This is a genomic window from Streptomyces sp. 891-h, from assembly GCF_022760275.1.
GTDB lineage: Bacteria > Actinomycetota > Actinomycetes > Streptomycetales > Streptomycetaceae > Streptomyces > Streptomyces spirodelae.
This window is the reverse complement of the sequence record NZ_CP050693.1, coordinates 967,618-984,131: the sequence shown is the minus strand read 5'-3', so window position 1 is coordinate 984,131 and position 16,514 is coordinate 967,618. Positions and strand designations below refer to the sequence as shown.

The following is a 16,514-nucleotide window of genomic DNA, read 5'->3' as shown; positions in this document are numbered from 1 at the left end:
GGGTGACCCTCCAGGAAGCGGCCGACCAGCTTATGAGTGTCGCCCCGGATTCGATTCTGGAACGGGTGGAGGAACCGGGCAGATCCACCGGCGTGCACAAGTGCCGGCCCGGGACAGCACGGCTGACCGTCAGCTCTGCGTTCCGCCGCTTCCCGCCGGGGGCCGCCCAGAGGCGGTCAGGTGGGTGGGTCCTCGGTGATCTGGAGTTCGTTCGTCCAGTCCTGGGCCGATGGGAGATCGGGGGCCATACCGACCGGCTGGTAGGTGAAGCCGTTCCACTCCTCCAGGATGCGGGGCTCGTTGGCCCGGAGGTGGCCGGCGCCACCGTTCAGCGGGCTCCGGCGCCGGTAGACGTCCATGGGTGGCCGGCGGCGCTTGGTGTAGGGGGCGAGAGGGTCGTCGGGATCCACGCGCGGAGCGGTGCGGGAGGATTGGTTCGGGGGGCCGGGTCGGCGGTGCTTGCCCATTTCTCGATGGTCTCAGGGTGCTGGCACGGTGCGGGATCTGCTGCCAATGACCGAGGTTCCGTTCCCCGCCTACCGTACAGAGAGTGTCTCTTCCGGCACCCTTTGCATTCTTGAGTGCTGGTCGAAGCCCGAGTAGGCATCGACGCTGCTCAGACGGGGGTTGATCGGCTTCCATGTCACCGAGCAGGGAAAGGGAGCGCATGGCGACACCGACCACTCAGACGCCGTGGGCGATGCGGCTGGTCACCGACCGATTGCCGGCCGGCCCACCGTCGTACGCCGCGGTGGTGCTGGATGAGGCCACGCAGACCGCCCGCTACACCGATGCTGCAGGGCAAATGGTGGAGATGGGCAAGCACGGGTCATCGCGGACGTCCGGCACCGCGTCGTTCTCCGGAGGCGGGGACGGTCAGACCCCTCAGCCCCAGGTCCAGGACGACAACACCACCGACTACGAGTCGGACTGATTCGATGGGCTCCACCGTCCTGGTCGTCACCGCGCTGGAAGATGTCACCGCCGACCGGGTCATCTCTGCGCTGAACAGGCGTGACGTGCACGTTGCGCGCATCGACCCGGCCGACATCGGGCATGACTTGGCTTTCGGGTTCGGCATTGGGCAGGACCGCCCTATGTGGGGCGGGCTGTTGCGCACCGGAAGCCGGGAGGTGGAGCTGGGGGAGGTGGCGGCGGTCTACTACCGCCGCCCCACCCCGTATGCCGCCCGGTTCGCGAGCATGCCGGCCCAGCAGCGGGATTTCTGCGGCGCTGAAGCACGGCATGGGCTCGGCGGCGTTCTGAACCATCTCGACGGCGCGCTGTACGTCAACCATCCGGCCGCAGTGACGGCCGCGGATTTCAAGCCCGCCCAGTTGAAGCGGTTCGCCGAGCTGGGCTTGGCGATCCCTCCGACTTTGGTCACGAACGATGTAGAGGCCGCCCGGAAGTTCGCCGCCGACCATGAGCAGGTCGTCTACAAGACCTTCCGAGGTCTGCCCCGGGATGAGGACGGCCACACAGGTGCGATCTGGGCCCAGCGCGTCGACCCGGCAGAATTCGATGACTCGCTCGCGGTGACCGCGCACCTGTTCCAGGCCGAGATCCCCAAAACCGGCGACGTGCGGGTCACCGTGGTCGGCCGACGTGTGTTCGCCCAGCAGATCGCTGCTCCGGACGACGCGCTGGACTGGCGCTGCGGCGACTGGGACAAGCTGTCCCATACGCCGATCGCTCTGCCAGCGCCCGTCGAGGCCGCCCTGCATCGCTACCTCGCATCATTCGGTTTGGTCTTCGGCTGCTTCGACTTCGCGCTGACCGGTACGGGCGAGACCCCGGAGCACTGGGTGGCAATCGAGTGCAATCCGAATGGTCAGTGGGGCTGGCTCCCTGACGCCGAGCAGATCACCGAGGCTTTCGCCGATGTCCTCAGCAGGAAGGAGGCAGGCCATGACGATGCCCGCCGACTGTGAGGCCGACGCCGCCCGGCTGCGGAAGGCCCTGGCCCAGGCCCTCGCCGAGGACGGCCTGCTTGCCGAACCGGCCTGGCGAGCGGCAGTCGAGACCGTGCCGCGGCACCAGTTCGTGCCCGGCTTCTACCTCCCAGGCGAACGCGACGAGACCGGCCTGACCGCGTGGGAGCCAGTCACCGCCGAACTCGACTACGACCGGTGGCTGACCACTGCCTACTCCGACACCACCCTGATCACGCAGTTCGACGGCGAAGAGCCAGACTGGAAGAGCCCCGCCGAACGGCACGGCGGAGCCCCCAGTTCCTCCTCCACGCTGCCCTCGCTCGTGATGCGGATGTGGGCTGACGCCGAGATCGCCGCGGGTCACACGGTGCTCGAGATCGGCACGGGAACCGGCTACTCGACGGCACTGGCCTGCGAGCGGCTCGGCTCCGCCGGCGTCACCAGCATCGAAGTCGACGCCCATCGGCTTGAGACGGCCGCCGAGGCGCTGCACGGCTGCGGGTACACGCCCACCCTGGCAGTCGCGGACGGCCTGTACGGGTACTGGCCCGAGGCAGAGTTCGACCGGATTGTGGCTGCCTGCTCCTTCCGTGCCGTCCCTCCCGCGCTCATCGCCCAGACCCGGCCCTGCGGGAAGATGCTGCTCACACTTTCGGGCTGGCTCTACGGTTACGCCCGCGTCCTGCTCACCGTGGACAGCAACGGCACCGCCGAGGGACGGCTGCTGCCCGGCACCGTGTCCTTCATGTCCGCACGGACGCATGCGGCACCGGCCTTCGGCAACCCCGCCCACTGGGCAGCCAACCTGCCAAAGACGGGCCGCACGGCCCGGCATGCCCCGGAACGGATCACGGAGGCGACCGAGGAGGCGTTCCACCTACGGTTCCTTGCCCAAAGCGCCGTCACCAACGCTCAGATGACGACCGTCGGGCAGACGATGCACCTGGTCGACGTGGTCACCGGTTCCGCCGCCACCCTCGCCCCGGACCACGATGGCTGGCAGGTGCGCGAGGGCGGTCCAGTGCGGTTGTGGGAACGGATCGAGCGTGTCCTGGACGCATACGACGCGGCCGGAGCCCCAGGCCCGGAGACGTTCACGCTGCACGTGTCCGATGACGACCAGCACCTACAGCACCCGCAGATGCCCCTCCTGCCCCTGCCCACATAGCGGTGGTGAGTTGCCCTCGTGCGTCAGGATTCTTGCTTCACGGCGCTGACGAAGGTGGTCCAGGCGGTTGTTGAGAAGCGCAGCGGTGCTCGGTCGGTGTCCTTGCTGTCACGTACGGGAACCACACCGGTTGCTGCCGAAGCGGGCATCCACTCCAGGCAGTTGCCACCCTGCCCGCCGCTGTAGGTGCTCTTGTGCCACGGTCCGTTGGTCGTGGTCATCGGGTGCGATCTCCCATCACGCTCTTGATCAAGCTGAGTGACTGAGCTGGCGACAACGCGTCCGCACGCAGCCGGTCAAACATGTCTTGTGCGGTTCTTACGTGCTCCGGAGAGTCAATCACACGGCCGATTCCCTGACCCTCCGAGTACAGGACAGGGGGATGGTCGTCAGGGAATTTCAGCAGCGTGAATGGTGACTCCGCCGGAGGTGCACCCGACGCGAACGGCAGCACCTGAACCGTGACGGCCGGGTAGTCCGCAATAGCTGCCAGGTGACGAAGCTGATCACGCATCACTGCGTCTCCGCCTACCCTGCGCCGCAGGCACGCTTCGTCGAGCACCAGCCAAAGAAGCGGTGGGCGATCGTTCTCGTGCAGCTTGCGCCGTTCCATCCGCAGATCGACTTTGGCGGCCGTCTGCTCAGGAGTGTCGAGCGGCTGTCCGGAGCGCAGCAGCGCACGTGCGTACTCCCGGATCTGTACGCCGCCGAAGATCAGGTTCGTGCTGTAGTCGCAGATTTCGGACGCTGCTTTCTCCAGCTCGACGAAGGGTGCGAACCAGTCGGGGTGGTCGACATCCATGAGCCGCCGTAACTGTTCGGCGAACAAGTCACCGGTGCCGAACGCGACGTCGCAGCCCTTTGCGAACTTCATCGACGGAGTGATGGTGCCCTTTTCGACCTTGCTGACATAGCCCTCGCTGTAACCGGTGGCGGTGCCCAAGTGCTTCTGCAGTAGTCCGCGCGCCTGCCTCACGCGCTTGACGTCTTCCCCGAACGAGGTAGGCGCCACTGGGTTCAAGTCACTGACCCGATTCCGCTTCCTTGCCACCTACGACCAGCCTCTCGGTATCCAGAACGGTCAGGCGCACGTTGTCGTTCGCTTGCGTCCTTGCGTTCAAGTAAGCCAAGAATAGCGCCGGTTGTGTTGTTCTCACCACACAGCGCAACCAAGGAGGCGGGACTGTGCCCGACGAACGAGTAAGCATGAGCACGGTGATGAACGCCGGGTGCCAGGACTGCGAGTGGTTCCGGATGATGATCAGTCGGGCCCGAGGAGCGTGCGACGACAGGAGCGCCGCAGATTTGGAGGCGTTGCAGGGTGCGCACCTGCACCTGAAGCACAACCCTGACGCCCAACTCGGGCGGCGTGGCCTTCGGAGCGTGTGACATGTGGCAGGTCGGCGACACCGCGAGGGACGTGAAGAGTGGCCGCACCGGGGAGATCGTCCAGGTGACCGGACCGGCCCCGTACATCTACCGATTGCGGGTCGTTACGGGTCCGGACGAACCCCCGATCATGCTCTACCGCTATGCCCCCGAACTTCGCCGCGAGGCAAACCCCGTCTCCCGGCGCACTTGACTCAGTCAGTTCAAGGCGCGGCGGCCGGGGAGAGGGCCAGACGCTGCACCGTCTCCGCCTCCACGCGGGGGCGGGAGTAGACGAGAGGGAACGCCCCATCCGCGGCCCAGTCCTCGAAGAGGTCCGCATAGTGGGGGGAGCGGGGGTCGCCGGACTGGCCGGGGGAGTTCATGGCGAGGGAGTTGTCCCAGGCGCCGACGTCCACCACCATCCGGAAGCTGGCCCCGGCATTCTGGCGGAAGTCGGGCAAGTAGGCAGCGGCGCCCACCGTGTCGCCGCTGCCCCCGCGCGGCAGGGGACCGAGGCCGCACCAGTCGGGCGGCTCCGTCACACCCTGGCGGGCCAGCAGCCGGGCCACCGGGTGGCGGAGTTCGGCCCGGTGCAGGGCACCCCAGGACCAGCCGTCCGGGCCCTCGCCCAGCAGCTCGGTGACAGCCGACACCGCCTCACTGAGGCTGGCAATCAGCAACTCCGCACGCTCGCCGTCCGGATCGGGCTCACCCAGCAGCCGCAGCTCCACACGCGGGTCGCCCGAGTCACCCTCCACCGGCAACACCCGCGCCAGCGCCTCGTCCAGCCGCTCCGCCGGCACCAGCCCGCTCAGCGCCCGCCGCAGCAGCGCCCGCCGCAGCAGCGCCGGCCGCAGATGCCGCCGGAACCACACCTCGAACAGCGCGGCGGCGGCCGAGTCGGCGCGCAGCTCGCCGTCCCAGTCGCGCAGCAGCGCGAGGCCGGTCCGTACGCGGGGGTCCGTGCTCTCCAACCCGGACAGCAGCGGCAGCACGCGCCGCGCGGGCAGGCTGACGTAGTCGGTCTGGAGCCGTACGCAGTCCTCGGCGGTCCAGTCGTGCCGCGCCGCGAGGGCTTCGGCGCACCGCTGGTGGCGGAAGGGCGCGTACCAGTCGTGGGTGACGGGCCGCTTGGTGTGCGGGTAGTCGGGCGGCAGATTGTGCTGGTTGGCGGTGGCGAACCAGCCCTGTTCGGGGTCGCGTTCGGCCGGCAGCTCGTCGGCGTCCAGGAAGCCGTCCCACTCGTAGCGCCCGTCGCCGGGCACCGGCAGCGTGCCGTCCCAGCCGCGCCGCCGGGGGACGCGGCCGGCCGGGCGCCAGCCGATCGTGCCGTCGGGCGCCGCGTACACCTGGTTCTCACCCGGCGCGCCCCAGCGGCGCATGGCCGCGAGGAACGCGTCCGGGCTCTCGGCGCCCATGTAGCTCGCGCTGCCCAGATACGGCGCCATCCCGGGGCCCAGCCAGGCGGCGCGCACCGCGAACGCGGCCTGCCGCTCGGGGCGTTCGCAGATGACGGGACCGTGCCGGGTGAACCACATCCGGGCCCGCACCGGCTCCGCGTCCCGGACCGGGATGTCCTCGGTCACGCACGTCATCGGCTCCCAGCCGTCCCCGTAGGCGTAGGAGTGCGGGTCCTCCGGGTCGGTGCGGTAGACGTACAGGTCCTCCTGGTCGATCGGGAAGATCGTCAGTCCGAACGCGATTCGGCCGTTGTGCCCGATGGAGATGCCTGGCAGTGCCGGTTCACCGGCGCCGATCACGTCGAGACCCGGTGCGGACAGATGGGCGAGGTAGCGCAGCGAGGGCAGGGTGACGGCCCGGTGCGGGTCGTTGGCCAGCAGCGGCCGTCCGGTGGCGGTGCGGGAGGGTGCCAGCACCCAGTTGTTGCTGCCGTCCAGGCCCTGGCGGGGCGGGGCCTGGTCGGCCCAGGGCGGGGTGGTGGCCAGGTCGTAGACGCGGAGCACGTCGTCGGGGATGACCTCCAGGTCCAGGCCCTCGGGGACGCGGAGCCGGTGGTCGGCCGGCTCGCGGGCCTTGCGCAGCTCCTCCACCTCGGGTCTGAAGTCGCGGAGCGTGCGGGCACGGGCCACCTCCTCGCGCAGGTTGTAGAAGAGGCCGTGGGTGCGGATGCGGGCCAGGTCGTCGTGGTGCCAGTACGACGGCGTATGGCCGAGCGCGGCGAACTCCGGCGGAAGGGAACCAGCCGCGAGCGTGTGGGCCACATACGCGTTGAGCCCCGCGACGAAGGAGCGCGCCATCTCCTCGGTCCCGGGGCCGTACGCGACCCACTCCTCCGCCATCTCGCCCCGGTACAGGAACAGCCGGGCCGCCCGGTCGTGTTCGACGTACTGCTCGCCGAACACCTCGGCCAGCAGCCCCAGCCCGCGCCGCCGCCACAAATCCAGCTGGAAGAGCCGCTCGCGGGCCGCGTTGAAGCCCTGCGCCAGGAAGAGGTCGGCCCGGGAGGCGGCGTACAGATGCGGTACGCCCCACCTGTCCACCAGGATCTCGACGGGCTGCTCAAGACCGGGGACCTCGTACCTGGTCACGTCCACGCTCGTGCCTCCTCGGGGATCACGCCGGTTCCTGCTCCGGCGACGGGGTCTGCCGTGCCGGTGCCGTCACAGGCGCGGACGGCCGGGCGTAGGTGAGCGCGACGGCAACCAGCAGGTTGGCGGCCAGCCCCAGCAGGCCGCCGTTGATCCCGTGCCAGGGGTCGTTGTCCGTCCACCACAGCAGCAGTACCACGCCGAGCCCGGCCAGCATGCCCGCGACCCCGGCCACCGCGGTCAGCCGCCGCCAGAACAGCGAGAGCAGCGTCAGCGGCACGAGCTGCGCCAGCCCTTCGTAGGAGAGGACCGAGAGCTGCACCAGGGTGTTCGGGAAGAAGAGGGCGCCGAGCAGGGCGACGAGCCCGGCCACGAAGCACACCAGCTGGGAGAGGCGTTTGGTCCGTAGGTCGTCGGCGTCGCCGGGGCGCGACCCCCGCACACGGCTGCTGCGCGGGTCGGAGCCGTTGCCGCCGCCCAGCAGGGTCCGGCCGCACAGGGTGCCGATGGCCAGCATGAAGACGCTCATCGGCACGATGGCCGACAGCGCGCCCGCCACACCGATCACCGCGACGACGGGGGAGGGCAGCGAGTCGGTCACCAGCTGGAACAGCGCCAGGTCCGGGTTGTCCAGCGCGGGCAGCGCGAACAGCGCGACCGCGCCGACCATCATCGGGATGAACAGCAGCAGTTGGTACCAGGGCAGCAGCAGCGCGTTGCGGCGCAGCGCGTTGGGGCTCTTGGCGCTGAGGTAACCGGCCACGGTGGTGGGGAAGATGGAGATCGTCACGGCGTTCAGCAGCAGGGTGGAGACGAACCAGGTGCCGTTCAGCCCGCCCGACTCATGGCCGGGGAAGGTCAGCCACTCCGGCTTCTCCTCGACCATCCGCGTCATGAAGTCCCCGTACCCGTCCAGGTAGTGCAGCGGCACCCACACCGCGAGGAACACCACCGCCACGATGACGAGCACGTCCTTGAGCACGCTCACCCACGCCGAGCCGCGCAGCCCGGAGACGAGGATGAACGCCTCCGCGACGACGAAGGAGATCACGGCGGCGGCATGCAGATCGACGCTGCCGTACGTCATCGCGTTCACCACCACCCCCATGCCCTGGATCTGCACCTGCACATAGGGAACGATGAAAACGGTCGCCGTGACCGCCACCAATATCCCCACCGGACGGGAGCGGAAGCGGTGTTCGGCCATGTCGGCTATGGACAGCAGCCGGTGCCGGCTCGCGTACGTCCACAGCGCGGGCCCGACCACGTACGCCACCGCGAAGCCCGTCGTCAGATAGGCGACGAGGTAGAGGATCGGCACGCCCATCGAGTACGACCAGCCGGCCGTGCCCAGGAACGAGAAGCTGGTGTAGGTCTCGCCCGCCATCAGCAGCCAGATGAACAGCACGCCGAGGCCCCGGCTGGAGACCGACCACTCGGCCATGCCCTTGTCCCGCCCCCGGGCGCTGAGCACGCCGATGGCCAGGGTCGCCACCATGGCGAGACCGAAGATCGTGGTGGCGATCGCCGCTGATCCGTTCATCGCGCGCCCTCCTGGTCGTCGACGGGAAGAGGTTCGACGGCGCCCTCTTCGAAGGCGGGGTCGAGCCGCGAGACCAGCCAGATGACGAGCGGGCTGACGACCGTGGCGGCCACGATCCAGAAGAGGAGGAACGGCAGCCCCGCGATACGGGGCTCGATCCGGTTCGCGACCACGGGCGCCGCGCAGTACAGGACGGCGGGGACGAGCAGGAGCCACAGCGCCGGGCGCCTGGCTCCGATACGGGGGAGCCCGGCGAGGGGGTCGTCGTCCCCCTGCGGCGGGCGGTGGTGCTCGGACATTGCGGGATGCTCCTCGGGGGACGGTGGGTAACGGCATGGGAGTCACAGGGCGGGGTCGTACCGGCCGTCGACGGCGGTCCACCCGCCGTCGACCGTCAGTACGCTGCCCGTCACGAACGTGGCGGCGTCGGAGATCAGATACACCACGGCTCCGGCGATCTCGTCGGCCCGCGCCCACCGCTGCAGCGCGGAGGCCCGCGCGTAGGCGTCGTACCACTCGGCGTCGGCGGCGATCTGGTCGGTGAGCGGCGTGCGCACAACGCCGGGGGCCACGGCGTTGAACCGCACGCCCTGCGGCCCCCACTCGGCGGCGGCGGTGCGCAGCAGTTGGACGAGACCGGCCTTGGCTGCCGCGTACACACCCTGGCCGGGCTCCACCTGGAAGGCCCGCATGGAGGCGAGGGAGACGACCGAGCCCCGGCCGCGCTCCGCCATCGCCGGGGCGCAGGCCCGCACCAGCGAGAAGTGCGCGCGCAGATTGAGCGCGATCACCCGCTCGAACTCGGCCACCGTGTAGTCCGCGATCCGCTTGCGCACATTGACGCCGACCGTCACCACCAGCCCGTCCAGCGGGCCCCAGTCGGCGGCGGCGCGGGTCAGCGCCTCCTCGTCCAGTACATCGAGTGGGTACGGGGAGGCGCCGGACCCCGCGAGCCGTACGGTCTCCTCGGCGCCCGCCGCGTCCCGGTCGGCGACCACGACTCGGGCGCCGTGCGCGGCGAGGGCACGCACCGCCTCACGGCCGATGCCGCTGCCGCCGCCGACCACGGCCACCCGCTTGCCGTCCAGCCGGAAGAGCCGGCTGTAGTCGACCTCGGCGCCCCGGCCGCTGTCCGCGCTCACGGCTTGATCACCGCCATCTTCGTCACCGTCAGCTCCTCGATCGCGAACCGTGGTCCCTCCCGGCCGATGCCGGAGTCCTTGACGCCGCCGTAGGGCGCGACGTCACAGCGGTAGCCGGGCACCTCGTTGATCACCACGCCGCCGACGTCCAGCTCCTCCAGCGCGCGGAACGCGACGTCGAGACGGTGGGTGAAGACCGCCGCGTGCAGTCCGTAGCGGCTCGCGTCGACGGTGGCGAAGGCGGCGTCCAGATCGGGTACGGAGCGCAGACAGACGACCGGGCCGAAGATCTCCTCGTCCCAGGCCGGTTGGCCGTCCTCCACCTCGGCCAGCAGCGTGGGCATCAGACAGCGACCGGCCCGTTCGCCGCCCGCGACCAGCCGGGCGCCCGCCGCGCGGGCCTGCTCCACCCATGCCAGCACCCGCTCGGTCGCCGCCTCGTCGATCAGCGCCGCCACCCGGGTGCTCTCCTCGCGCGGATCGCCCACCGGCACCGACGCCAGCCGCTCGGCGATCCGCCGCTCCAACTCGGCGGCGACCGGCGCCTCGGCGATGACCCGCTGTACGGCGATGCACGCCTGCCCCGAGGCGTAGTAGCCGCCGCGCACCACCGCGTCGGCGGCCGCGTCCAGGTCGGCGTCGGCGGCGACGACCAGCGCCGCGTTGGAGCCCAGCTCCAGCACCACCTTGCGGGGCGCAGCGTCCTTGGCTATGCGGTGGCCCACGGCGGCCGAGCCGGTGAACGAGACCGCGGCGACCGCCTCGTGGGTGGTGAGCGTCCTGCCCACCTCCACATCGCCGGTCACCAGCTGCACCGCGCCGGGCGGTGCGCCCCGGGCGATCAGCTGTTCGCGCACCAGGTTCACCAGCCACAGCGTCGCCAGCGGCGTCGCCGGAGCCGGCTTGACGATCACCGGGCAGCCCGCGGCCAGCGCGGGGGCGATCTTGTGAGTGGCCAGCATCATCGGATAGTTGAATCCGGCGATCCCCACGACCACTCCGACAGGCCGGCGCGTCCAGAAGCCGGTCATTCCGTCGCCCGACGGCAGCCCGTCCAGCGGCACCGTCTCACCGTGGATGTGCACCACCTCGTCGGCCGCGGCCCGCCAGGTGGCCACGGCCCGGGTCACCTCCGTACGGCAGTCGACGCGCGGCTTGCCCGTCTCCAGGACCAGTAGGTCCTCCATGCCCGCCGCCACGCTCTCCAGCGCTTCGGCGACCCCGGCGAGGACGGCACGGCGGGTGCGGGTGGGGAGGGCCCCGACCGTGCGGCGCAGCGCGGTGGCGTGTTCGACCGCCTGCCGGGCGAGCTGGGTGTCACCGACCGGGGCGTGCGCGACGGGAGTTGAGTCGTACGGGAACGAGACGACCTGGTGGTCCGGTGCCGCGACCCAGCTGTCGCCGACCGGAAGCCCGTCGGGGAACTCCTTGCCCTGCCACAGGTTCACGCGGCTGCGCCTCCCCTGCCGGCGGTGAGGAAGTGATGCGCCGCCGCCGCGTACACCCGGGCGTACTCGCCGATCTCACGCACTTCCACGAACTCGTCCTTCTGATGTGCGATCCACTTGCCGCCCGGGCCGTAGACGACGGTGGGCAGTCCGGCGTCCCGGGTGAGGATCGTGCCGTCGGTGGTGCCGGGCACCGCGCCGAACGCCGGTGCGGAGCCGTGCACCTGGGTGTGCGCGGCGACCAGCCCGCGGACCACGGGATGGTCCTCGGCGATCTCGATGGCGGGCCGGTCGTCCACGACGGTCAGCCGCACCTCCACTCCGAAGGCTGCCGCCGCCTGCTCGGCCGTGGTCCGTACCCGCTCGGTCAGCTCGGTGTGGTCGGTGCCGGGGATGGTCCGTACGTCGACGCCGACGACGCCGTGCGCGGGGATGACGTTGAGCTGGTCCGGGTCGCCGCCGAGCAGCACGGTCGGGGTCACCGTCACCTCACCGGCGTGCGGATGGCTGCCGAACCGCACGGTGGCCCACTCCTGCACCGAGCCGAGCGCCTCAACGATCCTGGCTCCCGCCGCGATCGGGCTGCGCCCTTCCTGCGGCATGGCCCCGTGCGCCATCACGCCCGTCAGATCGAGGCGCAGCCGGATGCCGCCGCGCGCCGAGGTGCACACCTCGTACCCCTCCGGCTCGCAGACGACGACGCCGTCGACCTCGGCGGCGAGCGGGGAGGCGGCGAACGCCTTGGCGCCGAGCATCATGCCCTCCTCGTCGGCCATGACGCCCAGCACCACCCGGCCGGGGAAGGGTCCTGCCTGCTGGAGGGCGCGCACGCCGTAGATCATCGCCGCCACGCCGGACTTCATGTCGGCCGTGCCCCGGCCCCACATCTTCCCGTCGCGGATCTCGGCGCCGTACGGGTCCACACTCCAGTCGGCGGGATCGCCCTCGGTCACCACGTCCGTATGGCCCTCGAACATCAGCGTCGGCCCCGGGCCGCCGCCGCCCTCGATCACGGCGACCACGTTCGGGCGCCCCGGGGCCACCTCCGTGACCGTGTGCTCCCAACCGAACCGGGTGAACAGCTCCGAGACCAGGTCGGCGGCCGGTCTCTCCACGCTCTCGGCGCCCTCGGAGTTGACGGTGCGCAGCCGCACCAGTTGCTGGGTGAAGGCGACGGCCGCCTCGGTGTCGAGCAGGGAATCCCACGGCAGAGCGCCGGGACCGGAATGCATGGCTCCTCCACGTCCCTGTCCCAGTCGTCGGCCCACACTGTTAGGGCCAGGCGACTGGTCAGACCAGTTGATCGACCGTACTCTGCTGGTGGGCTGCCGCCACGGTCAAGGGGTCAGCACAGGATCGACACACCGAAGACCATGCGAAACACAGCACGAACACGAGGAAGGGCGCCGATGTCGGCCGAGTCGCCTGTTCGAATCGGATTCCAGCCGGTGCGCCCGGTGCGCGCCTACCAGCGTGTCGCCGAGCAGATCGAGGAGCGCATCCTCGCCGGCGAACTGCCGCCGGGCTCCCGGCTGCCCGCCGAGCGGGAGTTGGTGCGCCAGTTCGACGTGGGCCGCTCGACCATCCGTGAGGCGCTGCGGGTCCTCCAGTCCTCCGGACTGATCCGCTCCCGGCCCGGCGACCCGCTGGGCGCCGAGGTGCTGGGCGTCTCACCCGACACCCTCAGCCACGCCCTCGGCCGGCTCGCCCGCTCCCACCTGTCCTCACTGGCCGAGCTGATCCAGTTCCGGATGGTGCTGGACGCCGAGAGCTACCGGCTCGCGGCTCGGCTGCACACGGAGGAGGACCTGCGCCGGCTGACGGAGTTGGCCGACACGATGGGGGTTTGCGTTTCGCGTGACCCGCACGATCCGCACGCCTTCAGTGAGGCCGACGCCCAGTTCCACCGCGTCGTTGCCGAGGCCAGCGGGAACGCGCTGCTCGCGCTGTGCGCGCGGGCGGTCCACGACGCGGTCGTGGACGCGATCGAGGGAGAGCTGGTCCGCGCGGAGCGGGACGGGGATGCGGGGGAGTGGATGCGGCGTTCGGTTGTCCATCACCGCGAGATCCTCGCCGCCCTGCGGGCCTCGGACGGGGCCCGTGCGGCACGGTTGGGGCGGGAAGCTCTGTTCGAGCACTACGCCCCGCATCTTCCGGAGCGCGACCGCGAGCGGTTGAGGGCAGCGCTGGACTGACCCGCGACCGCCTCTGGGGAGGGGCTGCCCCTTGTTGTGCGTCGCAGTCTGCGGGTGCGTTGTGGTTGCGCGCGCAGTTCCCCGCGCCCCTTATTCGCCGCCCCGCAAATTCAGGAGCTCGCCAAGGTCCGCCAGGGTGCCCGCGCTCGCGTCGGCGAGCCAGGCGGCGGGGGTCGGCCCTCCCGTGTAGCCGAGGACCGGCATGTGCGCGGCGCGCGCTGCGCGGACGCCCGCCGGGCTGTCCTCGATCACCAGGCACTCCGCCGGCGGCGTACCGCAGACGGCAGCGGCATGCAGGAACAGATCGGGCGCCGGCTTGCCCTCGCGGACGTCCTCCGCGCTGAAGATCCGTCCCGTGAAGCGCTCCCACAGGCCGGTCGCCGTCAGTGAGTGGCGTATCCGCGCATGGCTGCCGCTGCTGGCGACGCAGTACGGGACGCCCCGCGCGTCCAGCGCGTCCAGCAACTCGGGGACGCCCGGCATCGTGTGCGGGGCCGCGTCGAACGCGGCGGCGACCCGGGAGCGGTACTCCACCAGCCAGCTCTCGTCCACCGGCACCTTCGCGTGGGCGCGCACCTGCGCCAGCAGATACGGCTCCGGGGTGCCCAGGAACTTCTCCAGCACGTCGGCCGGGGTCAGCGGCCAGCCCGCCTCGGTCGCCATGGCGGCGACGACCTCGGGTCCGATCCGCTCCGTGTCGACCAGGACCCCGTCGCAGTCGAAGATGACGAGTCGTGCCGCGGCCAGGGCCTGGCCGGGCGGAGGGTGGGGCGCGCTGTGCATGCGCCCCACCCCATCACGAGGCGGCGCCGGGGCTCAGCCCGGGTCGCTCAGCCTGGGTCGGTCAGCCGGTCGGTGACCCAGGTGTGGAAGTCACCGATGTGGTGTTCGCTGGGGACCAGGACGCCGCCGTGCCGGTAGGCGCGGGAGGCCATGGCGGGCTGGGTGCGTTCGCAGGCGTCGAAGTCCTGGAGGTTGACTCGGTGGAAGAGTTCCACCGAGTGCGAGATGTCGGCGCCCGCGGCGATCACCTCGGGCGCGTACAGCCAGTCGCACTCGATCACCGTGCGGTCCTCGGCCAGCGGGAACATCCGGTGGACGATCACATGGTCCGGCACCAGGTTGACGAACACCTGCGGCCGGATGGTGATGGCGTAGTAGCGGCGGTCGTGGGTGTCCGGGACGCCGGGCAGCCGGTCGAAGCCCGCGCTGCCGTCCACCGTGAAGCCTTCCGCCTCGGCGGCGAACTCGGGTCCGTGCCCCACGTAGTACTGCGCGGCGAAGCCGTCGGCGAACTCCGGCAGCACCTCGGTCAGTTCGGGGTGGATGGTGGCGCAGTGGTAGCACTCCATGAAGTTCTCGATGACGAGCTTCCAGTTGGCCGCCACGTCGTAGGTGTGGCGTCGGCCCAGGGCCAGCGACTCGATCGCGTAGTGCCCGATCACGTCGGTGCCGCCGAGCCGGTCGGCGACGTCCCCCATCACCGTCTGCTCGAACGACGGCGGCTCGGGCGACAGGCACACCCAGGCGTAGCCCAGCCACTCGCGCAGTGCCACGGTGTGCAGCCCGTACGAGGAACGGTCCACATCCGGCATCCGCGTCAGATTCGGGGCCGCGGTCAGCTTGCCGTCCAGGTCGTAGGTCCAGGCGTGGTACGGGCACTGGAGGCTGCGCCGCACCTCACCCGACTGCTCGGTGCACAGCCGTGCGCCGCGGTGCCGGCACACGTTGAGGAAGGCCCGCAGCTCACCCCGCCGGTTGCGGGTGATCAGCACGCCTTCCCGGCCCACCTGGACGGTGCGGTAGGCGCCGGGCTTGTCGAGGTCGGCCGAGCGGACCGCGCAGAACCACTCGGTCTCGAAGATGCGCTCCTGCTCGCGCCGGAAGTTCTCCGGATCGGTGTAGCGGTCTCCTGGCAGGGTCGCCAGCAGGCTGCCGACAGCGGTCGTCATGGCGTGGGTTCTCCCTCGGGAGTGGCGAACTGGCGGTGCGGGGCCTTCAGCGGCTCCCGGAGCGGGTCGAACAGCTCGATGGGGTGCTCGGTGGCGCCGTCGAGCGCCAGGTCGGCGACGATCTCGCCGACGACGGGCACGAACTTGAAGCCGTGCCCGGAGAATCCGCAGGCCACGGTCACCGCGTCGGGGTGCTCCGGGTGCCGGGCCAGCACGAAGTGCTCGTCGGAGGTGGTGGTGTACATACAGCTGACGGCCTTGCGCAGCCGCCCGGGCAGGTCCGGGAGGCGGGTGCGCAGGTGCGCCGCCATCGCCGCGGTCTCCGCCTCGGAGACGGTGCGGTCGATGGTCTCCGGATCGCAGAGCGCACCCTTACGGAAGAAGGCGGTCTTCGCGCCGCCCTCCGGGCCCTCGATCGCCGGGAACCCGTAGAACTGCACACCGTCCGTGTCCTCCCACACGTAGACGGGCTGGTGTTCGGGGGTGAACGCTGCGGTGCCGCCGCGCGGGTGGAACCAGTACATGACCTGCCGCTCGATGGCGAAGTCGACGCCGAGGTCGGCGAGCAGACGCGGCGCCCACGCGCCGGGGCAGACCACCAGATGGCCCGCCGTGTAGACGTCGTCGACGGTGTGCACCCGTACGCCTCTGCCGCCGGGCAGCACTTGCCAGCCGGTCACCGGCTCCTCGAACCGCAGGTCGGCACCGGCCTGCTGGGCGAGCTGCACATGGGCGGTCACGGTCGCCTCGGGGCGGACGAACCCGGCGCGCTCCTCGTACAGCGCCACCTCGTCGTCCGCGGGAGCAAGGGTCGGGAAGCGGCGGCGTATCTCCGCCGCTTCCAGCATCTCGTGGGGCAGGCCCCACCGCCGGGCCGAGCGGAGGCTGCCGGAGACGGCGTGGCTGTCCGGGCGGCCCACCATGACGCCGCCGCACAGGTTGGCGAGGGTGCGGCCGGTGTCGCGTTCCAGCTTCGCGAACAGGTCGTAGGAGCGCAGGAGCAGCGGGACGTAGGCGGGGTCCTCGAAGTAGGCCTGGCGGATGATGCGGGAGCCGCCGTGGCTGGAGCCGCGGTTGTGGGCCGGGCCGAACCGCTCGAGGCCCAGCACCCGGTGGCCGCGGGCCGCCAGGTGGTAGGCGGCGGCACTGCCCATACCGCCGAGACCGATGACGATGACATCGCGGGAGTGCGACATTGCGGGCCTCCTC

The 16,514-nt window shown here is 70.8% G+C and carries 17 protein-coding genes; 5 read left to right on the top strand and 12 right to left on the bottom strand.

The window, feature by feature from the left end; all coding sequences use genetic code 11:
• Positions 1-176: 176 nt before the first annotated feature.
• On the bottom strand, positions 177-410 hold the full coding sequence (locus tag HC362_RS04420; protein ID WP_243082455.1) for a DUF6087 family protein: 234 nt from the start codon (positions 408-410) through the stop codon (positions 177-179).
• A 290-nt stretch (positions 411-700) separates the two neighbouring features.
• Between HC362_RS04420 and HC362_RS04415 the strand changes: the two genes are divergently transcribed.
• Genes HC362_RS04415 through tgmC form a run of 3 tightly spaced genes read left to right on the top strand, consistent with a single transcriptional unit; the run spans position 701 to position 3,105 of the window.
• Entirely contained in the window at positions 701-934 is a 234-nt protein-coding gene (locus tag HC362_RS04415) for a putative ATP-grasp-modified RiPP (RefSeq protein WP_243088350.1), read from the top strand.
• 4 nt (positions 935-938) lie between these two features.
• Complete coding sequence (gene tgmB / locus HC362_RS04410) at positions 939-1,934, top strand: ATP-grasp ribosomal peptide maturase (RefSeq protein WP_243082454.1); 996 nt, start codon at positions 939-941, stop codon at positions 1,932-1,934.
• Positions 1,912-3,105, top strand: a complete 1,194-nt coding sequence (gene tgmC, locus HC362_RS04405; RefSeq protein WP_243082453.1) for an ATP-grasp peptide maturase system methyltransferase — start codon at positions 1,912-1,914, stop codon at positions 3,103-3,105. The genes tgmB and tgmC overlap by 23 nt, the downstream gene beginning before the upstream one ends.
• A gap of 23 nt (positions 3,106-3,128) precedes the next feature.
• On the opposite strand, the gene HC362_RS04400 is transcribed toward tgmC, so the two are convergent.
• Complete coding sequence (locus HC362_RS04400; protein WP_243082452.1) at positions 3,129-3,326, bottom strand: DUF397 domain-containing protein; 198 nt, start codon at positions 3,324-3,326, stop codon at positions 3,129-3,131.
• Entirely contained in the window at positions 3,323-4,117 is a 795-nt protein-coding gene (locus HC362_RS04395) for a helix-turn-helix transcriptional regulator (protein WP_279240173.1), read from the bottom strand. Before HC362_RS04395 ends, HC362_RS04400 begins: the two co-directional genes overlap by 4 nt.
• 378 nt (positions 4,118-4,495) lie before the next feature.
• On the opposite strand from HC362_RS04395, the gene HC362_RS04390 reads away from it, so the two are divergent.
• Entirely contained in the window at positions 4,496-4,687 is a 192-nt protein-coding gene (locus tag HC362_RS04390; RefSeq protein ID WP_243082450.1) for a hypothetical protein, read from the top strand.
• Positions 4,688-4,697: 10 nt separating this feature from the next.
• On the opposite strand, the gene HC362_RS04385 is transcribed toward HC362_RS04390, so the two are convergent.
• From HC362_RS04385 to HC362_RS04360, 6 genes are read right to left on the bottom strand one after another with little or no spacing between them, the layout of a single operon-like run.
• Positions 4,698-7,031, bottom strand: a complete 2,334-nt coding sequence (locus tag HC362_RS04385) for a penicillin acylase family protein (RefSeq protein WP_243082449.1) — start codon at positions 7,029-7,031, stop codon at positions 4,698-4,700.
• Between the two features lie 19 nt (positions 7,032-7,050).
• A complete protein-coding gene (locus HC362_RS04380; protein WP_243082448.1) occupies positions 7,051-8,568 on the bottom strand; it encodes a sodium:solute symporter family protein in 1,518 nt (505 codons plus the stop codon).
• Positions 8,565-8,867, bottom strand: coding sequence for a DUF3311 domain-containing protein (locus tag HC362_RS04375; RefSeq protein WP_243082447.1), 303 nt, complete (start codon positions 8,865-8,867; stop codon positions 8,565-8,567). The genes HC362_RS04380 and HC362_RS04375 overlap by 4 nt, the downstream gene beginning before the upstream one ends.
• A gap of 42 nt (positions 8,868-8,909) precedes the next feature.
• Entirely contained in the window at positions 8,910-9,710 is an 801-nt protein-coding gene (locus HC362_RS04370) for an SDR family oxidoreductase (RefSeq protein WP_243082446.1), read from the bottom strand.
• Complete coding sequence (locus HC362_RS04365) at positions 9,707-11,158, bottom strand: aldehyde dehydrogenase family protein (protein ID WP_243082445.1); 1,452 nt, start codon at positions 11,156-11,158, stop codon at positions 9,707-9,709. Before HC362_RS04365 ends, HC362_RS04370 begins: the two co-directional genes overlap by 4 nt.
• Complete coding sequence (locus HC362_RS04360; protein ID WP_243082444.1) at positions 11,155-12,390, bottom strand: M20 family metallopeptidase; 1,236 nt, start codon at positions 12,388-12,390, stop codon at positions 11,155-11,157. The genes HC362_RS04365 and HC362_RS04360 overlap by 4 nt, the downstream gene beginning before the upstream one ends.
• A gap of 177 nt (positions 12,391-12,567) precedes the next feature.
• Between HC362_RS04360 and HC362_RS04355 the strand changes: the two genes are divergently transcribed.
• Complete coding sequence (locus tag HC362_RS04355) at positions 12,568-13,353, top strand: FadR/GntR family transcriptional regulator (RefSeq protein WP_243082443.1); 786 nt, start codon at positions 12,568-12,570, stop codon at positions 13,351-13,353.
• Between the two features lie 90 nt (positions 13,354-13,443).
• On the opposite strand, the gene HC362_RS04350 is transcribed toward HC362_RS04355, so the two are convergent.
• The 3 genes from HC362_RS04350 to solA are packed head-to-tail and all read right to left on the bottom strand — an operon-like array spanning position 13,444 to position 16,501.
• Positions 13,444-14,136 (bottom strand): HAD family hydrolase, encoded by a 693-nt coding sequence (locus HC362_RS04350; RefSeq protein WP_243082442.1) that lies wholly within the window; start codon positions 14,134-14,136, stop codon positions 13,444-13,446.
• Positions 14,137-14,183: 47 nt separating this feature from the next.
• Positions 14,184-15,305: an aromatic ring-hydroxylating dioxygenase subunit alpha gene (locus tag HC362_RS04345; protein WP_243082441.1), complete on the bottom strand. Its 1,122-nt coding sequence runs from the start codon at positions 15,303-15,305 to the stop codon at positions 14,184-14,186.
• The gene (solA, locus tag HC362_RS04340; RefSeq protein ID WP_243082440.1) at positions 15,302-16,501 is read right to left on the bottom strand and encodes an N-methyl-L-tryptophan oxidase; all 1,200 of its coding nucleotides are present in this window, start codon (positions 16,499-16,501) and stop codon (positions 15,302-15,304) included. Before solA ends, HC362_RS04345 begins: the two co-directional genes overlap by 4 nt.
• Between the last annotated feature and the right edge of the window lie 13 nt (positions 16,502-16,514).

Bases quoted from the DNA above. Each gene is read 5' to 3' on its own strand.
- HC362_RS04415 (WP_243088350.1), top strand. From the start codon at position 701: ATGCGGCTGGTCACCGACCGATTGCCGGCCGGCCCACCGTCGTACGCC.
- tgmB (WP_243082454.1), top strand. From the start codon at position 939: ATGGGCTCCACCGTCCTGGTCGTCACCGCGCTGGAAGATGTCACCGCC.
- tgmC (WP_243082453.1), top strand. From the start codon at position 1,912: ATGACGATGCCCGCCGACTGTGAGGCCGACGCCGCCCGGCTGCGGAAG.
- HC362_RS04400 (WP_243082452.1), bottom strand. From the start codon at position 3,326: ATGACCACGACCAACGGACCGTGGCACAAGAGCACCTACAGCGGCGGG.
- HC362_RS04390 (WP_243082450.1), top strand. From the start codon at position 4,496: ATGTGGCAGGTCGGCGACACCGCGAGGGACGTGAAGAGTGGCCGCACC.
- HC362_RS04380 (WP_243082448.1), bottom strand. From the start codon at position 8,568: ATGAACGGATCAGCGGCGATCGCCACCACGATCTTCGGTCTCGCCATG.
- HC362_RS04375 (WP_243082447.1), bottom strand. From the start codon at position 8,867: ATGTCCGAGCACCACCGCCCGCCGCAGGGGGACGACGACCCCCTCGCC.
- HC362_RS04360 (WP_243082444.1), bottom strand. From the start codon at position 12,390: ATGCATTCCGGTCCCGGCGCTCTGCCGTGGGATTCCCTGCTCGACACC.
- HC362_RS04355 (WP_243082443.1), top strand. From the start codon at position 12,568: ATGTCGGCCGAGTCGCCTGTTCGAATCGGATTCCAGCCGGTGCGCCCG.
- HC362_RS04350 (WP_243082442.1), bottom strand. From the start codon at position 14,136: ATGCACAGCGCGCCCCACCCTCCGCCCGGCCAGGCCCTGGCCGCGGCA.
- HC362_RS04345 (WP_243082441.1), bottom strand. From the start codon at position 15,305: ATGACGACCGCTGTCGGCAGCCTGCTGGCGACCCTGCCAGGAGACCGC.
- solA (WP_243082440.1), bottom strand. From the start codon at position 16,501: ATGTCGCACTCCCGCGATGTCATCGTCATCGGTCTCGGCGGTATGGGC.